Origin of the sequence: Lactococcus muris, from assembly GCF_042849115.1 — a bacterium.
GTDB classification, from domain to species: domain Bacteria; phylum Bacillota; class Bacilli; order Lactobacillales; family Streptococcaceae; genus Lactococcus; species Lactococcus muris.
Map to the genome: position 1 here is coordinate 53,027 of NZ_BAAFQO010000002.1, position 18,242 is coordinate 71,268.

Below are 18,242 nucleotides of genomic sequence, written 5' to 3' on the forward strand. Positions count from 1 at the left end.
AAATATACAAAGGAGGTATATATGGAAACAAAAGCAGAAAAGAAAAAATTGCAAATGCCATCGGCATACACGATTCTTTTCATTATCATTGTACTTATTGCGATCTTGACTTGGTTTATTCCAGCAGGTCACTACAAGGTAGATGATGCAGGTAATATTATTGCTGGATCGTTTACACAAGTTGCTTCAAACCCTCAAGGGATTTGGGACATGCTTATGGCCCCCGTTAATGGGATGTTAGGTATTGAAGCAAAAGGAAACGTACCTGCTACGCCAGCGGCGATTCCCATTTCATTCTTTATTTTAATGGTGGGTGGCTTTTTAGGTGTAGTGAATAAAACAGGTGCCCTTGAAGCAGGTATTGCCTCGATCGTTAAGCGTTTTAAGGGCAAGGAGAAGATGTTGATTCCGGTCTTAATGATTCTCTTTGCACTTGGTGGATCAACCTATGGGATGGCGGAAGAAACATTGGCTTTCTATGCTTTGATTATCCCTGTCATGATTGCGGTTGGGTTCGATACGGTTGTGGCTGTTGCTATCGTTTTAGTGGGTTCACAAGTCGGCTGTTTAGCTTCTACAGTGAATCCATTTGCCACAGGTGTAGCTTCTCAGGCAGTAGGAATTTCCATGGGACAAGGTATGGGCCTTCGTTTCTTCATGCTGGTTGTACTTACAGTTATCTCAATTCTCTATGTTTATCGTTATGCTTCAAAGATTGAAAAAGATCCTACAAAGTCTTTGGTTTACAAAAATCGTGAAGCCGATATCCAACATTTCGACATTGCTTCTATTGAAAAACAGGAAAATATTACGCAACGTCAAAAATGGGTAAATGTTGTCTTCTTCGGAAGTTTTGTCATCATGATTATGTCACTTGTTCCATGGGACATGTTAAATGAGCATTTTACTTTCTTTAATGACTTTACAGCTTGGTTAACATCAATCCCAGGTTTAGGTGTTGTTCTTGGTAAAAGCATGGTGCCTTTTGGGGCATGGTACTTCCCAGAAATTACAATGCTTTTCATCGTCATGGCTGTCGTGGTTGCTTTTGTTTACCGTATGAAAGAATCTGAATTTATCTCTGCCTTCCTCGAAGGTGCATCAGACATGATAGGTGTTGCGATTGTTGTAGCTGTGGCACGTGGGATTCAGGTTGTGATGAACAACGGGATGATTACAGATACAATCTTGCATTGGGGTGAACAAGGACTTCAAGGTCTTTCATCAAGTCTATTTATTATCTTGACGTTTATCTTCTACCTGCCAATGAGTTTCTTAATTCCATCAACATCAGGCCTTGCTGCTGCTACGATGGGAATCATGGGTCCAATGGGCGAATTCGCCAATGTTTCAAAAGATTTGGTCATTACAGCTTATCAATCTGCATCAGGAATTTTGAACCTGATTACCCCAACATCTGCCGTTGTTATGGGTGCACTTGCTATTGCCCGCTTTAACATCGGAACATGGTGGAAGTTTATGGCCAAGTTGATCGTGATTCAGTTGGTTGTAATCATGATTATCCTTGGTGTTGCCGCAGTATTATAAAAAATGAATAAATGACTTTCCAGATGGAAAGCTTTTGTTGGAGGTCAAATGAAAACTTTTATTACAGACGAATATCAAACAGCAGCAGTACAAGCACTCGGACGTTTAGTCAAGCATGCATCTGTATTAGACGAGAGTGATTCTGGAGCGGGACATCCTTTTGGTAAAAAAGTTTTGGGTGCTTTGGAAGAAGTCTTAGAACTTTGCCAAGAATTAGGTTTTAAGACTTTCCAAGACCCGGAAGGGTATTATGGTTACGCTGAGATTGGGGAAGGCGAAAAACTCTTTGGCTTACTTTGTCACATGGACGTTGTACCTGCAGTAGATCAAGCAGGTTGGGAAACTGATCCTTTTGAAATGGTCGAGCGTGATGGCCTTTTAATCGGTCGGGGAACACAGGACGATAAAGGCCCAAGTATGGCTGCTCTTTATGCGGTAAAAGCATTAATGGATGCTGGGGTTACATTTGACGGACGTATTCGCTTCATTTTTGGTACAGATGAAGAAACACTTTGGCGTTGTTTGGATAAATATAATGAGAAAGAAGAAGCAATCACCATGGGCTTTGCTCCTGATTCTCATTTTCCACTTAACTATGCCGAAAAAGGCTTACTTCAAGCTTATCTTACTGGACCTGGTACAAATGATTTCGAATTGCACGCGCCCGGTGCATTAAATGTTGTACCTGATCGTGCAGCTTACACTTCGAAGAAAATCGAAGAAGTAAAAGCTGCCTTGACAGCGCATGGCTTTGCTTATGAAGAAACAGAAAAAGGGATTTCGGTAAAGGGAAAAAGCGTACACGCGATGGCTGCACCAGAAGGAGTAAACGCAATCCTACGTTTGTCTATTGCCTTGTCAGAAGTATTTGACTTCAAACCCCTTGATTTCTTAGGTAAGCTTGTTCAAGAGAATGCCACAGGCGAAAATGTCGTGGGTAAGGTCATGGATGAGCAGTCCGGTGAATTAACCATGAATTTCACAGATGTTGAAATCACTCCTGAACATACAAAAATTGGTGTGGATATGCGTATCCCAGTAACCATTGATAAAGATGAACTTGCTGCAAAGCTTGCTACTCAAGCAGCAGAATATCAACTTGAATATAAACAATATGATTGGTTAAATCCCCTCTATGTGCCAGTAGAAAGTGAACTCATCCAAACCCTCCTTGCGACATATCGTGAAATCACAGGAGATATGACGGAGCCGATGGTTTCTGGAGGAGCTACCTTTGCCCGGACAATGAAAAATTGTGTGGCTTTCGGAGCTATGTTCCCTGACACACCGGACTACATGCACCAAGCTAATGAACAGTGGGCCGTTGCGGATTTGCGTAAAACGATGGTGATATATGCTGAAGCCATCTATCGTTTATGTGCAGTGAAGTAATCGCGTTCCATAAGAAAAAAATGATTCACGAGAGAATCATTTTTTTACAAGGAGAGCTTTGAATAAACAATTACTTTTAATTTTCAAACAGCCATGTTTACATCGCTAGCCTGCACTAAATCTTTTTATCTTTAAAAAAACTACTCAGCGACTCTTTTTCATCTGAAAAGTGCTAAAATAGAAGTATGAAACTAGAGAATTTGCCGTCAGAATTTGTACAAGCTTTGCCGGTTTTGGAAAAAATACAGGCACATGGTTTTGAGGCTTATTTTGTAGGAGGAAGCGTTCGTGATGCGCTTTTGCAAAGGCCAATCCATGATGTGGATATTGCAACCAGTGCTTATCCAGCTGAAACCAAAGCCATATTTCCGCATACCATCGATGTGGGAATTGATCACGGTACCGTGTTGGTCTTAGCTGGTCAATCTGAAGCTGAACATTATGAAATTACTACTTTCCGTACAGAGAGCACTTATACAGATTATCGCCGTCCAGATTCTGTAGATTTTGTCCGAGAACTTTCGGAAGATCTAAAACGGCGAGACTTCACGATTAATGCCTTTGCTATGGATACTGAAGGAGAGATTATAGATTTATTTGATGGCCTTTCCGATTTAGCTGGGTCACGCTTACGGGCTGTTGGAATTGCAACGGAACGCTTCAATGAAGATGCGCTTCGGATTATGCGTGCAATGCGTTTTGCTGCAACTTTAAATTTTAATGTTGAAGAAGAAACCTTTAAAGCCATGCAGGCACGAGCCCATCTTCTAAGCAAAATTTCGATTGAACGCATTTTTATTGAACTCGACAAGTTGCTTCTGGCTAAAGATTGGAAAAAAGGCTTAGAAATATTGCTTGCATCGGAAGCTTATACTTTCTTGCCTGACTTGCAAGAAAAGGCTATACAAGCATTACTTCAAAATTTAGAGACAGGTTTTACCTTTGCCAATTCAGCACAAGCTTGGGCTGCGCTTTTAGTACACAGTGACCACGTAAATGTTAAAGATTTCTTGAAAAAATGGAAAGTGTCTAACGACTTTATCAAATATGTGTATGATTTGACAGAAGCTTACAGGCTTGAAAGTTGGAGTTTAGAGAGCATTTATCGCTATGGTTTAGAAAAAGCTCTACTTGTTGACCAGCTTAAAGTTGCTGCAGGCCAAGAAGTTGATTGTGACCAGGCTTATTTCTACGATGAAAAGCTCCAGATTCATAGTAAGTCAGAGCTTGCAGTAACTGGTAATGATATTATTCAAACATTTAATATCAAGCCAGGTCCGATTTTAGGGAAGTTGCTGCATCAGATTGAAAAACAAGTCGTTAACAACCAATTAAAAAATGATAGAAACAAAATTTTAATATATATTAAGGAGATTCTATGATTACTCGTAAACAAGGTTCATGTACGACTATTTTAGTTGGGAAAAAAGCCTCAATTGATGGTTCAACACTTATTGCTCGTAATGACGATGGCCATGAAGCGCTTGATCCACAACGCTTTGTTGTTGTTCAACCAGATGAACAACCGCGTCATTATAAAGCCGTGTTAAGTGCTTTGGAGCTGGATCTTCCAGAAAATCCAATGCGTTATACAGCAACACCAAATGCTGTTTTAACAAACGGAACTTGGGCTGCTGCAGGGATTAATGCTGCAAATGTTGCAATGTCAGCGACAGAAACAATTACAACCAACCCACGCGTTTTGGGGCTTGACCCTTACAATCAAGAAAGCGGTATGGGAGAAGAAGATTATGTTACTCTTGTCTTGCCTTACATCCACAGTGCGCGTGAGGGTGTTGAACGCTTAGGTGCCCTTCTTGATCAATATGGGACATATGAACCCAACGGTATTGCTTTTGCTGATAAAGAAGAAGTTTGGTGGTTGGAAACGATTGGTGGTCATCATTGGGCAGCAGTTCGCATCCCAGATGATTCTTATGTGGTTGCGCCTAACCGCATGAACATTGATCATTTTGATTTTGAAAGTGAAGATACGCTTTGTTCAAAAGATTTGAAAGCATTAATTGATGAAAATCATCTCAATCCAGATTTTGAAGGTTACAATTTACGTCATATTTTTGGTTCTAGCTCAGTTAAAGACAGTGTATATAACAATCCACGTACTTGGTACGGTCAAAATGCTTTGGGAACTCCAAGTGATGATCCTCAAAATCAAGAATTACCCTTCATCTGTAAAGCCACACGTAAAATTTCAGTAGAAGATGTGAAATTTGTACTTTCAAGTCATTTTGAAAATACTGAGTTTGATACCTATGGTACAACAAACACACCAGAACAAGCACAACTTTTCCGCCCAATTGGGATTAACCGTAATCACAGTGTCCACATTTTGCAAATCCGTAATCATGTGGATGAAAAACTTGCAGGTATTCAATGGTTGGCATTTGGGGCAAATACCTTCAACCATGTCGTACCTTTCTACACAAATGTTGAAGACACACCAGCATGCTACCGTGATGCAACAGCTACATTTGACTTGAACAATATGTACTGGCTCAGCTGTACAGCAGCGCTCCTTGGCGATACAGATTACAGCAAATACGTTGATTTACGTGATACCTATGAATTGGCAACTGTCGGTAAGTTCCGTGAAATCCAAAATAAAACGGATAAAGCGGGAGCCGCTGCAGACCCACAAGCAGCAAATGAAGAATTGGCAGCCTTTGCGTTGAAAGCAATGACTGAAATGCTTGGTCGTATGGTAATTTCAGGTTCAAATCGTATGAAGCTCCGGTACGACTTTAACGACTAATAATAACAGACAGAAAGCACCGAGGTGCTTTTTTTGATGCCCTATACAAAATGTCTATCCTGTAAAAGAGTGCAAAGCATATTCTTAGTGTTCAGAAAATATTATGTTAAAATAGGGAGACATTTATTATATACATTACTAAAAAGGAAATGAAAATGCGTAAAACGTTTCAGATGACAAAAGATTTTTTTAAAAATACGTTTAACTATTTTGGTCCCGTAATCTTTTTTCACCTCTTACTCTTACTGGTCGTAGTTCCAACTTTGACTGTGACCACTAATTTTTTACTTCGCCGTAAAGAAATTGATTATCTTGCTTATGATAATGTTATTTCCATTTTTAGCAAGCATCCCCTAACGGCACTCGCTTTGGTGGGAATCCTAGTGTTGACCTTGGTAGCTGTATTTTTGGAGTTTACTTTTCTTACTATACTGGTTCACTTTGTGAGGAAAAAGGAAAAAGTAACGATTCCTGAATTGCTTTATGCAACATTTTCAAGATTGAGGCACCTTCGACCTTCCCTTATTCTATTTTTCCTATTTTATTTTATGTTGGTTCTGCCTTTGAGTGGTTTTGCAAGCGGTATCGATATCATTTCTGCCATTCAGGTGCCCAACTTTATACTGGAATTTATTGCTACTAACAATTGGTGGCTCTTGGCGGCTTATATTTTACTGACTGTATTATCTATTTTTATCGGCTACCGTTTGATTTTTGTCTTGCCGCTCATGATTTTACAGCAGAAAAAACTCAGAACTTCATTGAGCACCAGTTGGCAGATGAGTAAAGGAACATTTAAAGTTTTCTTTTTCCGTTTCACAGCAATTTTTGTAAGTCTACTGGCCTCTTTTTGGGTGATCAGTCAGCTTTTGATTCTGTTGCAATCTGCAATTGATTATCATATGCCACAGATTGCCTTAGCATCAGCGACTGTGATTATGTTTATCATCCAAGTTTCAGCTCTACTGCACATGCTCTTGTCGTTGATACTGATTTTTTATGTAGTCATTAATCTGTTAGAGGAATTAACGTCAGAAGAAATACATGTAGAACTTAAGGCTTTTCGTCTGCTGCCTAAAGCTTGGCGCTGGGTAAGTCGCAGTTTATTAGGGATTTTTACGGCTCTGTTTATTGCACTTATTGGCATTTTTAATGTCTACTATCTCAGTCAAGATACCCTATCAGATCCACTGATTATTTCTCATCGTGGTGTGTCAGAGAAAAATGGCGTTCAGAATACAATTCCGGCTTTGATTGAAACCAGCCAAACCTATCGTCCAGATTATGTGGAAATGGATGTCCGGGAAACAAAAGACAAACAGTTCGTTGTCATGCATGATGAAAATTTACGGCATTTAGCTGGTGTCAACAAGAGGGTAAATGAGCTGACTTTAGCTGAGCTTACGAAACTCACTGTCCGGGAAAATGGAAAATCTGCTCCATTGCCAAGCTTTGATGAATACCTAAAAGAAGCAGATAAACTTCATCAAAAATTGCTGATTGAGATTAAAATTCCACTTAATGATGATGTAGAGGCAGTGAGTAAGAATTTCTTGCAACGTTACAAAAAAGATATCGAAGCAAAAAAACATCAAGTACAATCTTTAAGCTTTGATTTGTCACGGAGTCTAAAAAATCACGATCAGTCTACTTTTGTCTCTTACATTATGACCTACAATCTTATCGGGGTACCTAAAAGTAATGTAGATGCTTTTTCCGTTGAAATATCAACATTGAATTCAGAATTTGTAGAAAAAGCGCATGAATATGGCAAAAAAGTATATGCCTGGGATGTCAATACTCCAAATACGGTACAACGTATGCGCCTGTACGATGTGGATGGATTAATCACAGATGATATACCTGTGGTGAAGAAAACGATTGAAAATACACGAAACAGTATGACGTTTTCTCAAAAGCTTCGTATTTACCTCTTGGACTTAGGAAATGCAGACTTGACAGATTTAAGCTCGGAGAGTTTTTCTAGTTTTAATGTTTAATATCAAAAGGCAAAGGGCTCAGGCTCTTTGCCTTTTTTAAGTTGTGCTATAATAAATAAGAGTATTCAGAGAAAAAGATAGGATTGAGAGCGAACATGGCAGACTTTTTAGCATCAGAATTAACAAAAAGCGTGGGAGATAAAATACTTTTTGATAAAATTTCATTTATCATTCATGACCTCGATCGCATAGGGCTATTAGGGACAAATGGCACAGGTAAAACGACCTTGCTTAATACGATTGCGGGTATACAAGGTTTTGATGGAGATGTTTCTCCATTTACTCACCCCCAAGATTATAAAATTACCTATTTGACGCAAGAACCAGATTTTGACGATACAGCGAGTATCATGGATACTGTTCTGGATGATTCACTCCCCCAAATGAGGGCCATCAAAAGATATGAAGCTGCACTTTTAAATATTGAAGACTTAAGCAAATTTGAACGTGCTCAATCCGATATGGATGCTTTAAACGCTTGGCAAGTAGAAGCAGATGTGAAAACAGTATTGACAAAGCTCAAACTGCCTGATTTTTCTTCAAAGATAGGCTCGCTTTCGGGTGGACAAAAACGCCGTGTGCAGTTGGCCCAAGCCCTTGTGAATCCATCAGACTTACTTTTGTTGGATGAGCCGACAAATCACCTTGATGTGGACACTATCGCATGGTTGCAAAACTATCTCAAAAACAGCAAGAGAACAGTGCTCTTTGTGACACATGATCGCTATTTTTTGGACAATGTGGCGACACGTATATTTGAGCTAGACAAGTCAAAACTCAAAGAATATCAAGGAAATTATCAAGATTATTTGGCGCAACGTGCTGAAGCAGAGGAGCGTGAGGCTGCAAGCTTGCACAAAAACCAACAGCTTTACAAGTCTGAATTAGCATGGATACGTAAGTCTCCGCAAGCGCGAGCAACTAAACAACAGGCGCGTATTGACCGTTTTGAAAGCTTGAAAGAAGATATACGTACAGATAAAGACTTGGGTGATGTAGATATCAGTTTAGCGACGACACGCTTAGGGAAAAAAGTCATAAACTTTGAAAATGCAGTTTTTGCATTTCCTGATCGTCCAATTTTTTCTGACTTGAACTGGATTGTACAGAATAAAAGTCGGGTTGGGATTGTTGGTGATAATGGCGTAGGTAAGTCAACCTTGCTCAATATTATCGCCGGAGAGCTTCAGTTGACATCAGGAACGATGGATATTGGTGAGACTGTTAAAATTGGTTATTTTAGTCAAGAAATACGTGGACTTGAAGAGGACAAGCGCATCATCAATTTTCTGGAAGAAGTCGCTTCTGCTAGCCAAAATACAAGCGGTGAGACGGTTTCGATTGTCAATCTTTTGGAACAATTTCTCTTTCCGAGAAGCACACATGGTACTTTGATTCGTAAACTTTCTGGTGGTGAGAAGAAACGTCTTTATTTGCTAAAAATATTATTGACACAGCCTAATGTTCTATTGTTGGACGAACCAACCAATGATTTAGATATTGCAACTTTAACAGTTTTAGAAGATTTTCTTGCAAAATTCCCTGGTGCCGTAATTACCGTCAGTCACGACCGTTATTTCCAAGACAAGGTTTCCAATGAGCTTTTAGCTTTTGAGGATGGAAAAATTAATCATCTTTTTGGCGCTTACAGTGATTACTTGGCGACAAAAGTAACTGCTCCTGTGGAGGTGGCAACGCCGAAAGCTGATACACGGGTTCGTGAGAATGTAAAACCACGGATGACATGGGCAGAGAAACAAGAGTGGGCAACGATCGAAGAAGATATTGCCAAATTAGAAGAAAGAATAGAAGAAATTGATACAGAAATGAATGAAAACGGTTCTGATGCTGGTAGGCTTGCTGAGTTGCAAAAAGAATTAGATCAAGTTACTGCTGACTTAGAAGTAAAGTATGAGCGCTGGGAGTGTTTGAGCGAGAAAGTATAAAAGATATTCTGTTTTTTTGTGTTGAAGATGTTTCTCTTTTCTTTTGGGGATTCTCTGACTACTTTCCTAGGGTAGGTTGAAAAGCCCTACAGGAAGGAGGGGAAAAATGAGTACTTATCTTCAAACGCTCAATTCATAATATGATATAATGTTAGTCATGAATAAATAATTTAAGTGAGGGAAATATGACTTACGCAGATAAAATCTTCAAAGAAAACATCAGTAATATCCTCGAAAAGGGCGTGTTTTCAGAAAATGCACGCCCAAAATATAAAAATGGCCAAACAGCCAACAGTAAATATATTACAGGATCTTTCGTCACTTATGATCTTGAAAAAGGCCAATTTCCTATCACAACTCTTCGTCGTATCCCTATCAAGACAGCAATCAAAGAACTCATGTGGATTTACCAAGATCAGACAAGTGCACTCGATGTTCTCGAAGAAAAATATGGTGTAAAATATTGGGCTGAATGGGGAATCGGTGATGGTACCATAGGCCAACGTTATGGGGCAACAGTCAAAAAATATAATATTATCAGCAAACTTCTTGAAGGTTTGGAAAAAAATCCCTGGAACCGCCGCAATATCATTAATCTTTGGCAATATGAAGATTTTGAAGAAACAGAAGGCCTTTTGCCTTGTGCTTTTCAAACCATGTTTGATGTAAGACGTGAAGCAGATGGACAAATTTATCTGGACGCAACCTTGATTCAACGCTCTAATGACATGCTTGTCGCGCATCACATTAATGCAATGCAATACGTGGCTTTGCAAATGATGCTGGCTAAACATTTTAGTTGGAAAGTGGGTAAGTTTTTCTACTTCGTCAATAACTTGCATATTTATGATAATCAATTTGAGCAAGCGAATGAATTGCTGTCACGTACGGGTTCAGAAAAAGAACCACGCTTGATTTTAAATGTAGCAGATGGAACGAATTTCTTTGATATTAAACCCGAAGATTTTGAATTGGTGGATTATGAACCGGTAGGTCCGCAATTAAAATTTGATTTGGCAATTTAAGGAGATTACTGTTCTTATCCGCCTTCACGTTGCTTTATAGCTGCAGAATATTTTTCAAATATAGAGGATACCTTCCCTTGACAGAATGAATTGCTCCGAGAAAAAGATTCTGTTGAAACTTATAAGAAAAAGACTAGGAGGAAGAATGTACAAAGAATTTATCAAAGAAGCAAATTTAAATCCTGAGAACTTTGGTGGTGCATGGTCTTTTGGGAATAATCCGCAAATGGCCGATGAGATATTGGACCTTGTCCTTCAAGGTAAAAAACGAGCAACGGCGAGTGCTTTATTGGACTATGATCCTGATGAGGATTTACCTGAAGTTGATGGGAAGTATGAACTTTTACTAGACGGCAAAGGTTGCCCTCGAGCAGCAATTCAAACAAGTAAGGTTTATATTACTAAATTTAATGAAGTAACAGAGGAGCATGCTTTCAAAGAGGGTGAAGGAGATAGGAGTCTCGCCTATTGGCGTCAAGCTCACGAAAACTTTTTCCGAGAGATAGGGTGTTTTTCCCCGGATATGGATATTGTCTGCGAAGAATTTGAAGTTTTATATAAACATTCGTAAAAAACGAACAATGTTTAAAAAAGATATTGCTTTAACAAGTAATATCTTTTTTTGTACTCTAAATAAAGTTAGAATGAAATTATAAAATAAATAGGAGGCACATCGTGAGAAAGGGACGCTTACTTTATGAAGGTAAAGCAAAGAAGCTTTATGAGACAGAGGATGAACAGCTGATTTGGGTGGAGTATTGTGATAATGCAACAGCTCTGAATGGTAAAAGAAAAGAAGAAATTAAAGGCAAAGGCGCATTGAACAATCAAATTACATCCTTGATTTTTCAAAAATTGAATGCTGAAAAAATCCGAACAAGCTTCATTGAAAAATTGTCTAAAACCGAACAATTGAATCAAAAGGTTGAGATTATACCTCTAGAAGTGGTCTTGAGAAATCGTGTTGCTGGCTCTTTTGCAAAGCGATTTGCTTTGGAAGAAGGTGGCGTTCTTCCTCAACCCATTATTGAATTTTATTACAAATCTGATGTGCTGGATGACCCCTTTATCAATGATGCACATGTCTATTTTCTTGAACTTGCTCAACCAGAAGAAGTGGAATTCATCAAGTCAGAAACACTGAAAATCAATGCACTTCTACAAAAAATCTGGGCAAAAATCGGCTTAAGTCTGGTTGATTTCAAACTCGAATTTGGTCGTACAGCAGCTGGCGAAATTATCTTGGCAGACGAAATTTCACCAGATACTTGCCGCCTTTGGGATGCGGAGGGGAATCATTTAGATAAAGATGTTTTTCGCCGTAATATTGGCGATTTGATTGATGTATACAGTCGTGTACTCACAGCCCTTCAAGAAGAAAAAGAATTGTAAGATTTAAGCCGTATCTATAGAGAAAAATAAAAGAAAGTGAATAAGAAAGAGAAAATGAGCAAAGTAGAAGTTTACGTAACCTATAAAAAATCAATTTTAGATCCTCAAGGACAAGCCATCACAGCAGCAACTCAAAAGCTAGGTTATGCTGAGATAAAAGACATTCGTGTAGGAAAATATTTTGAGATTGAAGTTGATGCAACGGCTGAGGAATCAGTCTCTAAAGTTGAGGAAATCGCAGAAAAACTCCTTGCTAACCCAAACATGGAAACTTACAAGGTTGAGGTGGTAGATTGATGAAATTTGCAGTTATTCAATTTCCAGGATCAAATTGTGATTTTGACCTCCTTTGGGCCATTCGTGATGTGATGCAAGCTGAAGCCGAATTTGTCTGGCATGAGGAAAATTCTCTTTCAGGATTTGATGGTGTGTTGATTCCTGGAGGTTTCAGTTATGGGGATTACTTACGTTGCGGAGCCATTGCTTCTTTTTCTAACATCATGCCAGAGATTAAGCGTTTGGCAGCAGAGGGGAAACCTGTCTTTGGTACCTGTAATGGCTTTCAAATTCTTGTTGAGGCAGGACTTTTACCGGGTGCCTTGATTCAAAATGACAGCTTAAAGTTTGTCTCAAAGTGGCAAAACTTAAAAGTAAATAATAAGTCAAAATTTACGACAGCTTTTGCTGAAGATGAAGTGATTAGCTTGCCCATCGCACATGGGGAAGGCAAGTATATTGCGGATGAACAAACCTTGGCAGATTTAAAAGACAACGGACAAATCATTTTCACTTATGCAAATGGAAACCCTAATGGTTCAGCTTTAGATATTGCTGGGATCTGCAATAAAGAGGGCAATGTTTTAGGAATGATGCCCCATCCAGAACGCGCTGTAGAATCCCTATTGGGTGGAAATGATGGTCAAAAAATGTTTGCCAGTATCTTGAAAAATTTTGTAGAAGAAGGAGCGCCACAATGAGCGTTGAAATGAGTCCAGAAGAAATCCAAACGTCAAAAATTTATCGTGAATGGGGCTTGACTGATGAAGAATACTCTAAAATTAAAAATGAGATTCTTGGTGGTCGTTTGCCTAACTTTACAGAAACTGGCATGTATGCCGTGATGTGGTCAGAGCATTGTTGCTATAAAAATTCAAAGCCTGTCTTGAAAAAGTTCCCAACAGAAGGCCCACAAGTACTTATGGGACCAGGTGAAGGTGCAGGTGTCGTTGATATTGGTGATGATTGGGCAGTTGTTTTCAAGGCAGAATCACACAACCACCCGAGCTATGTTGAGCCCTATGAGGGAGCAGCAACAGGATCGGGCGGGATTATTCGTGACATCTTTTCGATGGGCGCGCGACCAGTTGCTCTTTTGGATAGTCTTCGCTTTGGTCAGATTGACAATGCTAAAACACGTCACATTGTTGACCGTGTGACAGCTGGAATAGCAGGATATGGTAACTGTATCGGTATTCCGACAGTAGGTGGAGAAGTAGCTTTTGACGAATCTTATGCGGGAAATCCTTTAGTGAACGTGATGTGTGTGGGCTTGATTGAGCATAAGCACATCCAAAAAGGGCAAGCCAAAGGTGTGGGCAACACAATCATGTATGTCGGCGCGAAAACAGGACGTGACGGCATTCATGGTGCTTCCTTTGCCTCTCAGGAGTTTGGTTCAGGTTCTGAAACACAACGTTCTGCCGTTCAAGTGGGCGATCCTTTTATGGAAAAACTTTTGTTAGAGGCTTGTCTCGAAGTGATTCATAATCATTCTGATATCCTTGTCGGTATTCAAGATATGGGGGCTGCTGGATTAGTTTCTTCGACTTCGGAAATGGCTTCAAAGGCTGGCTCAGGTTTGAAACTTAATTTAGACTTAGTGCCACAACGTGAGACGAATATGACACCCTACGAAATGATGCTTTCAGAATCGCAAGAACGCATGGTACTTTGCATTAAAAAAGGGCATGAAGACGAAATCGTTGAGCTCTTTAAAAAATACGAACTTGATGCGGTAAATATTGGCGAAGTTACTGATGACGGGATGTATACGCTATTCCACCAAGGTGAAAAAGTTGCCGAAATTCCAGTAGACTCTTTAGCCGAGGATGCGCCAGTTTATCATCGTGAAATGAAAGAACCTGCACGTATTGCTGCATTTGAAAAAGCCGAAAAATTTATCCCGGAAATTGCAAACGCAACAGAGGTACTCAAAGAACTCCTGAATCAACCAACGATTGCGAGCAAGCGCAGTATTTACGAAACCTACGATAGTCGTGTAATGACCAATACAGTTGTTGCACCTGGATCTGATGCGGCAGTTATCCGCCTCCGTCATTCCAATAAAGCTTTAGCGATGACAACAGACTGTAATGCGCGCTATCTCTATCTTAATCCCGAGATTGGTGGGCAAATAGCTGTCGCAGAAGCAGCACGAAATATCATTGCTTCAGGGGGGAAACCTTTAGCTATTACGGACTGCCTTAATTTTGGTAATCCAGAAAAGCCAGAGCAATTTTATGAGTTGAGCAAGGCGTGTGATGGCATTTCGGAATCTTGCCGTGTCCTATCCACCCCGGTTATCTCGGGCAACGTTTCCCTCCATAACGAAACGAACGGTCAATCTATTTTACCGACACCAATGATTGGGATGGTTGGCCTGATTGAAGATGTTGCACATATTACGACACAGGATTTTAAAGAAACAGGTGACTTAATTTATCTTATCGGGGATACTGCAGATGATTTCTCTGGGTCTGAAATTCAAAAAATGATGACAGGAGAGCTTTCAGGTACACTAAACTTCGACCTGCAAGCCGAAAAAGAAAATCAGGAACATGTATTAAAAGCAATCCAAGCGGGTCTCATTCAATCAGCACATGATTTATCTGAAGGTGGCTTAGCTGTAGCTCTTGTCGAGTCGGCTTTTGCAAACAATAAAGGAATTTCGGTTCATTTTGATGGCAATGTATCACAACTCTTCTCTGAAAGTCAAGGGCGCTTTATCCTCTCGGTTCATCCAGAAGATGAAAAGAACTTTGAAGAGCTGATGGCAGGGAAAGCAAGCAAGTTAGGGCAGGTTACAGAGAAGTCAGAAATTAAAATTTCGGCAAAAGACGGCGAAATTTCCCTATCGACTGAAGAAGCAAAAGCGATTTATGAAGGAGCGATTCCATGCCTTATGAAGTAAAGTCCTTAAACGAAGAATGCGGTGTTTTTGGTATCTGGGGACATCCTGAAGCTGCACAACTGACTTATTTTGGGCTTCATGCCTTGCAACATAGGGGGCAAGAAGGTGCTGGTATTCTGTCAAATAATGATGGGCAACTTCAACGGCATCGTGATTTAGGCTTGGTAACAGAAGTTTTTCGTCACGAAAAAGACTTGCAAAAATTATCAGGGAAAGCAGCAATGGGTCATGTGCGCTACGCCACCGCAGGTTCAGCAGAATTAAACAATATCCAGCCTTTTCACTTTAAATTTCAAGACACGCAGCTTGGTCTAGCCCATAATGGCAACTTGACAAATGCCATATCGCTACGACGTGAATTAGAAGCACAAGGTGCGATATTTTCTTCAAGTTCAGACACAGAAATTTTGGCGCATCTGATTCGCCGCAGTCATCATCCTGAATTTATGGGAAAAGTAAAGGAAGCCTTGAATACTGTTAAAGGTGGATTTGCTTATCTCTTGATGACAGAAGATTCGATGATTGCAGCTCTTGATCCTAATGGCTTCCGTCCCTTATCTATTGGGAAAATGGCTAACGGTGCGCTCGTTGTAGCCAGTGAAACTTGTGCCTTTGATGTGATAGGTGCGGACTTTGTTCAAGAAGTCAAACCCGGTCAGATTATTCAAATTAATGATCAAGGCTTGCATATTGAGCAATTTACAGATAAGACCAATACACAAATCTGTTCAATGGAGTATATTTATTTTGCACGTCCGGACAGTGTTATTGCAGGTGTCAATGTCCATACAGCACGTAAACAGTCAGGACGTATCCTGGCGCGTGAGGCACAAATAGATGCAGATATTGTTATTGGTGTGCCAAATTCGTCACTCTCAGCAGCATCAGGATATGCAGAAGAATCTGGCTTACCCTACGAAATGGGTCTGATTAAGAATCAATATGTGGCACGTACATTTATTCAGCCTACACAAGAACTAAGAGAACAGGGTGTACGGATGAAGCTCTCGGCTGTTTCCAGTGTAGTTGAAGGTAAAAAGGTTATCATGGTGGACGATTCTATTGTACGTGGAACGACAAGCAGACGAATCGTGCGTTTACTTAAAGATGCTGGCGCTGCTGAAGTTCATGTTGTGATTGCGAGTCCACCGCTTGCTTATCCATGCTTTTATGGTATCGATATTCAAAAGCGAGAAGAGCTGATTGCAGCCAATCACTCAGTCGATGAAATATGCCAAATCATTGGAGCAGATAGTCTTACCTTTTTAAGTCAAGAAGGATTAGTTGAGGCTATTGGCCACGATAATCTGTGTCTGTCTTACTTTGACGGTATATATCCGACACCACTTTACGATTACGAAGAAAATTACCTGAAATCTTTAGGAGGGAAAAATGTCTAAAAATGCTTATGCAAAGGCTGGAGTTGATGTTGAAGCGGGTTACCAAGTGGTTGATCGCATAAAAAAACACGCCGAAAAAACGAAGAGACTTGGCGTTCTTGGAGGACTTGGAGGATTTGGCGCGGCATTTGATCTTTCGAAACTTGATGTTAAGGAACCAGTGCTTATTTCTGGAACAGACGGAGTAGGTACTAAGCTGATACTGGCTATTGAAGCAGATAAACATGACACGATTGGGATTGATTGTGTGGCCATGTGTGTTAATGACATCATTGCAGCTGGAGCAGAACCTCTCTACTTTCTTGACTATATCGCTACCGGGAGAAACCATCCGGAAAAGCTCGAAAAAGTGGTTGCAGGTGTTGCCCAAGGATGTTTGCTGTCAGGTGCAGCCTTGATTGGTGGCGAAACAGCAGAGATGCCGGATATGTATGATACAGATGATTATGATCTTGCGGGTTTTGCTGTCGGTATTGCCGAAAAGTCAGCCCTTATTGATGGTCCCAAAAACGTTGAGGCAGGTGATATTTTATTAGGTCTTCCTTCCTCAGGGATTCATTCGAACGGTTACTCACTCGTTCGGAAAATCTTTAAAGATTTCGATAAACAAGAAATTCTTCCTGAGCTGGGACGTCCCCTCGGAGAAGAGTTGCTTGAACCCACCCATATTTATGTTCAAGAGCTCTTGCCACTTATAAAGGACAATATGATTAAAGGAATATCACACATTACAGGAGGCGGTTTTTATGAAAATCTTCCGCGAATGTTTGGTGATCAATTAACAGCTGAAATAAAAGAAGACAGCTGGGAGATTTTGCCTATTTTCAAAGCTTTAGAGAAATACGGTCAAGTTCCTCATGATGAAATGTTTCAAATTTTCAATATGGGAATTGGTATGGTCCTCGCTGTGGCTCCAGAAAAGGCTGAAGAAGTGAAGCAAAGAGTAAAATGTTACGAAATCGGAAAAATTACGCCTCGTATGAAACAATCGGTAATTATAAAATGAGGATTGCCGTTTTCGCCTCAGGATCAGGGTCCAACTTTGAAGCTCTAGCTCAAGCTTTTCCCACAGAAATTCAGCTCTTATTTTCAGATAAGACTGAGGCTTATGCTCTTCAAAGAGCCCAGCAGCTCAATGTGCCTTCCGTCAGCTTTACGCTAAAATCTTTCGCTAATAAACAGACTTACGAAGAAGCCATAGTTTCTTTACTCCGTGAATATCAGATTGATTTGGTTTGTCTCGCAGGTTATATGAAAATTGTTGGCCCTACTCTTTTGCAAGCTTATGAAGGTCGGATTATTAATATCCATCCATCTTATTTGCCAGCTTTTGCGGGTTCAGCACATGCGCTAGAAGAATCTTGGGAAGCTCAAAAGGGACTGGGCATCACCGTTCATTGGGTGGATGCGGGAGTCGATACAGGTAAAATTTTAGCCCAGCAGCAGCTTGATTATCACCCAGAACTCGCCGAATATGAAAAAAAACTCCATCAAGCAGAGCATGAATTGTATATAAAAGTAGTAGAAGAACTTATCAAAAAATAGTAACAGCTATTATAAACTTAAAAAAAGAAAA

The 18,242-nt window shown here is 40.1% G+C and carries 15 protein-coding genes; all 15 read left to right on the forward strand.

Going from position 1 to position 18,242, the window contains the following annotated elements; all coding sequences use genetic code 11:
* Positions 1–21: 21 nt before the first annotated feature.
* Entirely contained in the window at positions 22–1,548 is a 1,527-nt protein-coding gene (locus tag ACGHCK_RS01450; RefSeq protein ID WP_251420986.1) for a YfcC family protein, read from the forward strand.
* Between the two features lie 48 nt (positions 1,549–1,596).
* Positions 1,597–2,940 (forward strand): M20 family metallopeptidase, encoded by a 1,344-nt coding sequence (locus tag ACGHCK_RS01455; RefSeq protein WP_251420985.1) that lies wholly within the window; start codon positions 1,597–1,599, stop codon positions 2,938–2,940.
* Between the two features lie 185 nt (positions 2,941–3,125).
* A complete protein-coding gene (locus tag ACGHCK_RS01460) occupies positions 3,126–4,322 on the forward strand; it encodes a CCA tRNA nucleotidyltransferase (protein WP_251420983.1) in 1,197 nt (398 codons plus the stop codon).
* Positions 4,319–5,713, forward strand: coding sequence for a C69 family dipeptidase (locus ACGHCK_RS01465; RefSeq protein WP_202229330.1), 1,395 nt, complete (start codon positions 4,319–4,321; stop codon positions 5,711–5,713). The genes ACGHCK_RS01460 and ACGHCK_RS01465 overlap by 4 nt, the downstream gene beginning before the upstream one ends.
* A 155-nt stretch (positions 5,714–5,868) precedes the next feature.
* The gene (locus ACGHCK_RS01470; RefSeq protein WP_202229333.1) at positions 5,869–7,713 is read left to right on the forward strand and encodes a glycerophosphoryl diester phosphodiesterase membrane domain-containing protein; all 1,845 of its coding nucleotides are present in this window, start codon (positions 5,869–5,871) and stop codon (positions 7,711–7,713) included.
* A 95-nt stretch (positions 7,714–7,808) separates the two neighbouring features.
* Entirely contained in the window at positions 7,809–9,659 is a 1,851-nt protein-coding gene (locus ACGHCK_RS01475) for an ABC-F family ATP-binding cassette domain-containing protein (RefSeq protein WP_251420982.1), read from the forward strand.
* Positions 9,660–9,844: 185 nt separating this feature from the next.
* Positions 9,845–10,684, forward strand: a complete 840-nt coding sequence (locus tag ACGHCK_RS01480) for a thymidylate synthase (protein WP_202229337.1) — start codon at positions 9,845–9,847, stop codon at positions 10,682–10,684.
* Between the two features lie 145 nt (positions 10,685–10,829).
* Positions 10,830–11,255 carry an ASCH domain-containing protein gene (locus tag ACGHCK_RS01485; protein ID WP_251420981.1) on the forward strand — a complete coding sequence of 142 codons (426 nt, stop codon included), beginning with the start codon at positions 10,830–10,832 and terminating at the stop codon, positions 11,253–11,255.
* Positions 11,256–11,359: 104 nt separating this feature from the next.
* Positions 11,360–12,076 carry a phosphoribosylaminoimidazolesuccinocarboxamide synthase gene (purC, locus tag ACGHCK_RS01490; RefSeq protein WP_251420980.1) on the forward strand — a complete coding sequence of 239 codons (717 nt, stop codon included), beginning with the start codon at positions 11,360–11,362 and terminating at the stop codon, positions 12,074–12,076.
* A gap of 54 nt (positions 12,077–12,130) precedes the next feature.
* Positions 12,131–12,373 carry a phosphoribosylformylglycinamidine synthase subunit PurS gene (gene purS / locus ACGHCK_RS01495; protein WP_251420979.1) on the forward strand — a complete coding sequence of 81 codons (243 nt, stop codon included), beginning with the start codon at positions 12,131–12,133 and terminating at the stop codon, positions 12,371–12,373.
* Positions 12,373–13,053: a phosphoribosylformylglycinamidine synthase subunit PurQ gene (gene purQ / locus ACGHCK_RS01500; protein ID WP_251420977.1), complete on the forward strand. Its 681-nt coding sequence runs from the start codon at positions 12,373–12,375 to the stop codon at positions 13,051–13,053. The genes purS and purQ overlap by 1 nt, the downstream gene beginning before the upstream one ends.
* A complete protein-coding gene (purL, locus tag ACGHCK_RS01505) occupies positions 13,050–15,266 on the forward strand; it encodes a phosphoribosylformylglycinamidine synthase subunit PurL (RefSeq protein ID WP_271328079.1) in 2,217 nt (738 codons plus the stop codon). Before purQ ends, purL begins: the two co-directional genes overlap by 4 nt.
* Entirely contained in the window at positions 15,251–16,666 is a 1,416-nt protein-coding gene (gene purF / locus ACGHCK_RS01510; protein ID WP_202229345.1) for an amidophosphoribosyltransferase, read from the forward strand. The genes purL and purF overlap by 16 nt, the downstream gene beginning before the upstream one ends.
* Positions 16,659–17,672 carry a phosphoribosylformylglycinamidine cyclo-ligase gene (gene purM, locus ACGHCK_RS01515; RefSeq protein ID WP_251420971.1) on the forward strand — a complete coding sequence of 338 codons (1,014 nt, stop codon included), beginning with the start codon at positions 16,659–16,661 and terminating at the stop codon, positions 17,670–17,672. The genes purF and purM overlap by 8 nt, the downstream gene beginning before the upstream one ends.
* On the forward strand, positions 17,669–18,211 hold the full coding sequence (gene purN, locus ACGHCK_RS01520) for a phosphoribosylglycinamide formyltransferase (RefSeq protein ID WP_202229349.1): 543 nt from the start codon (positions 17,669–17,671) through the stop codon (positions 18,209–18,211). The genes purM and purN overlap by 4 nt, the downstream gene beginning before the upstream one ends.
* Positions 18,212–18,242 lie beyond the last annotated feature (31 nt).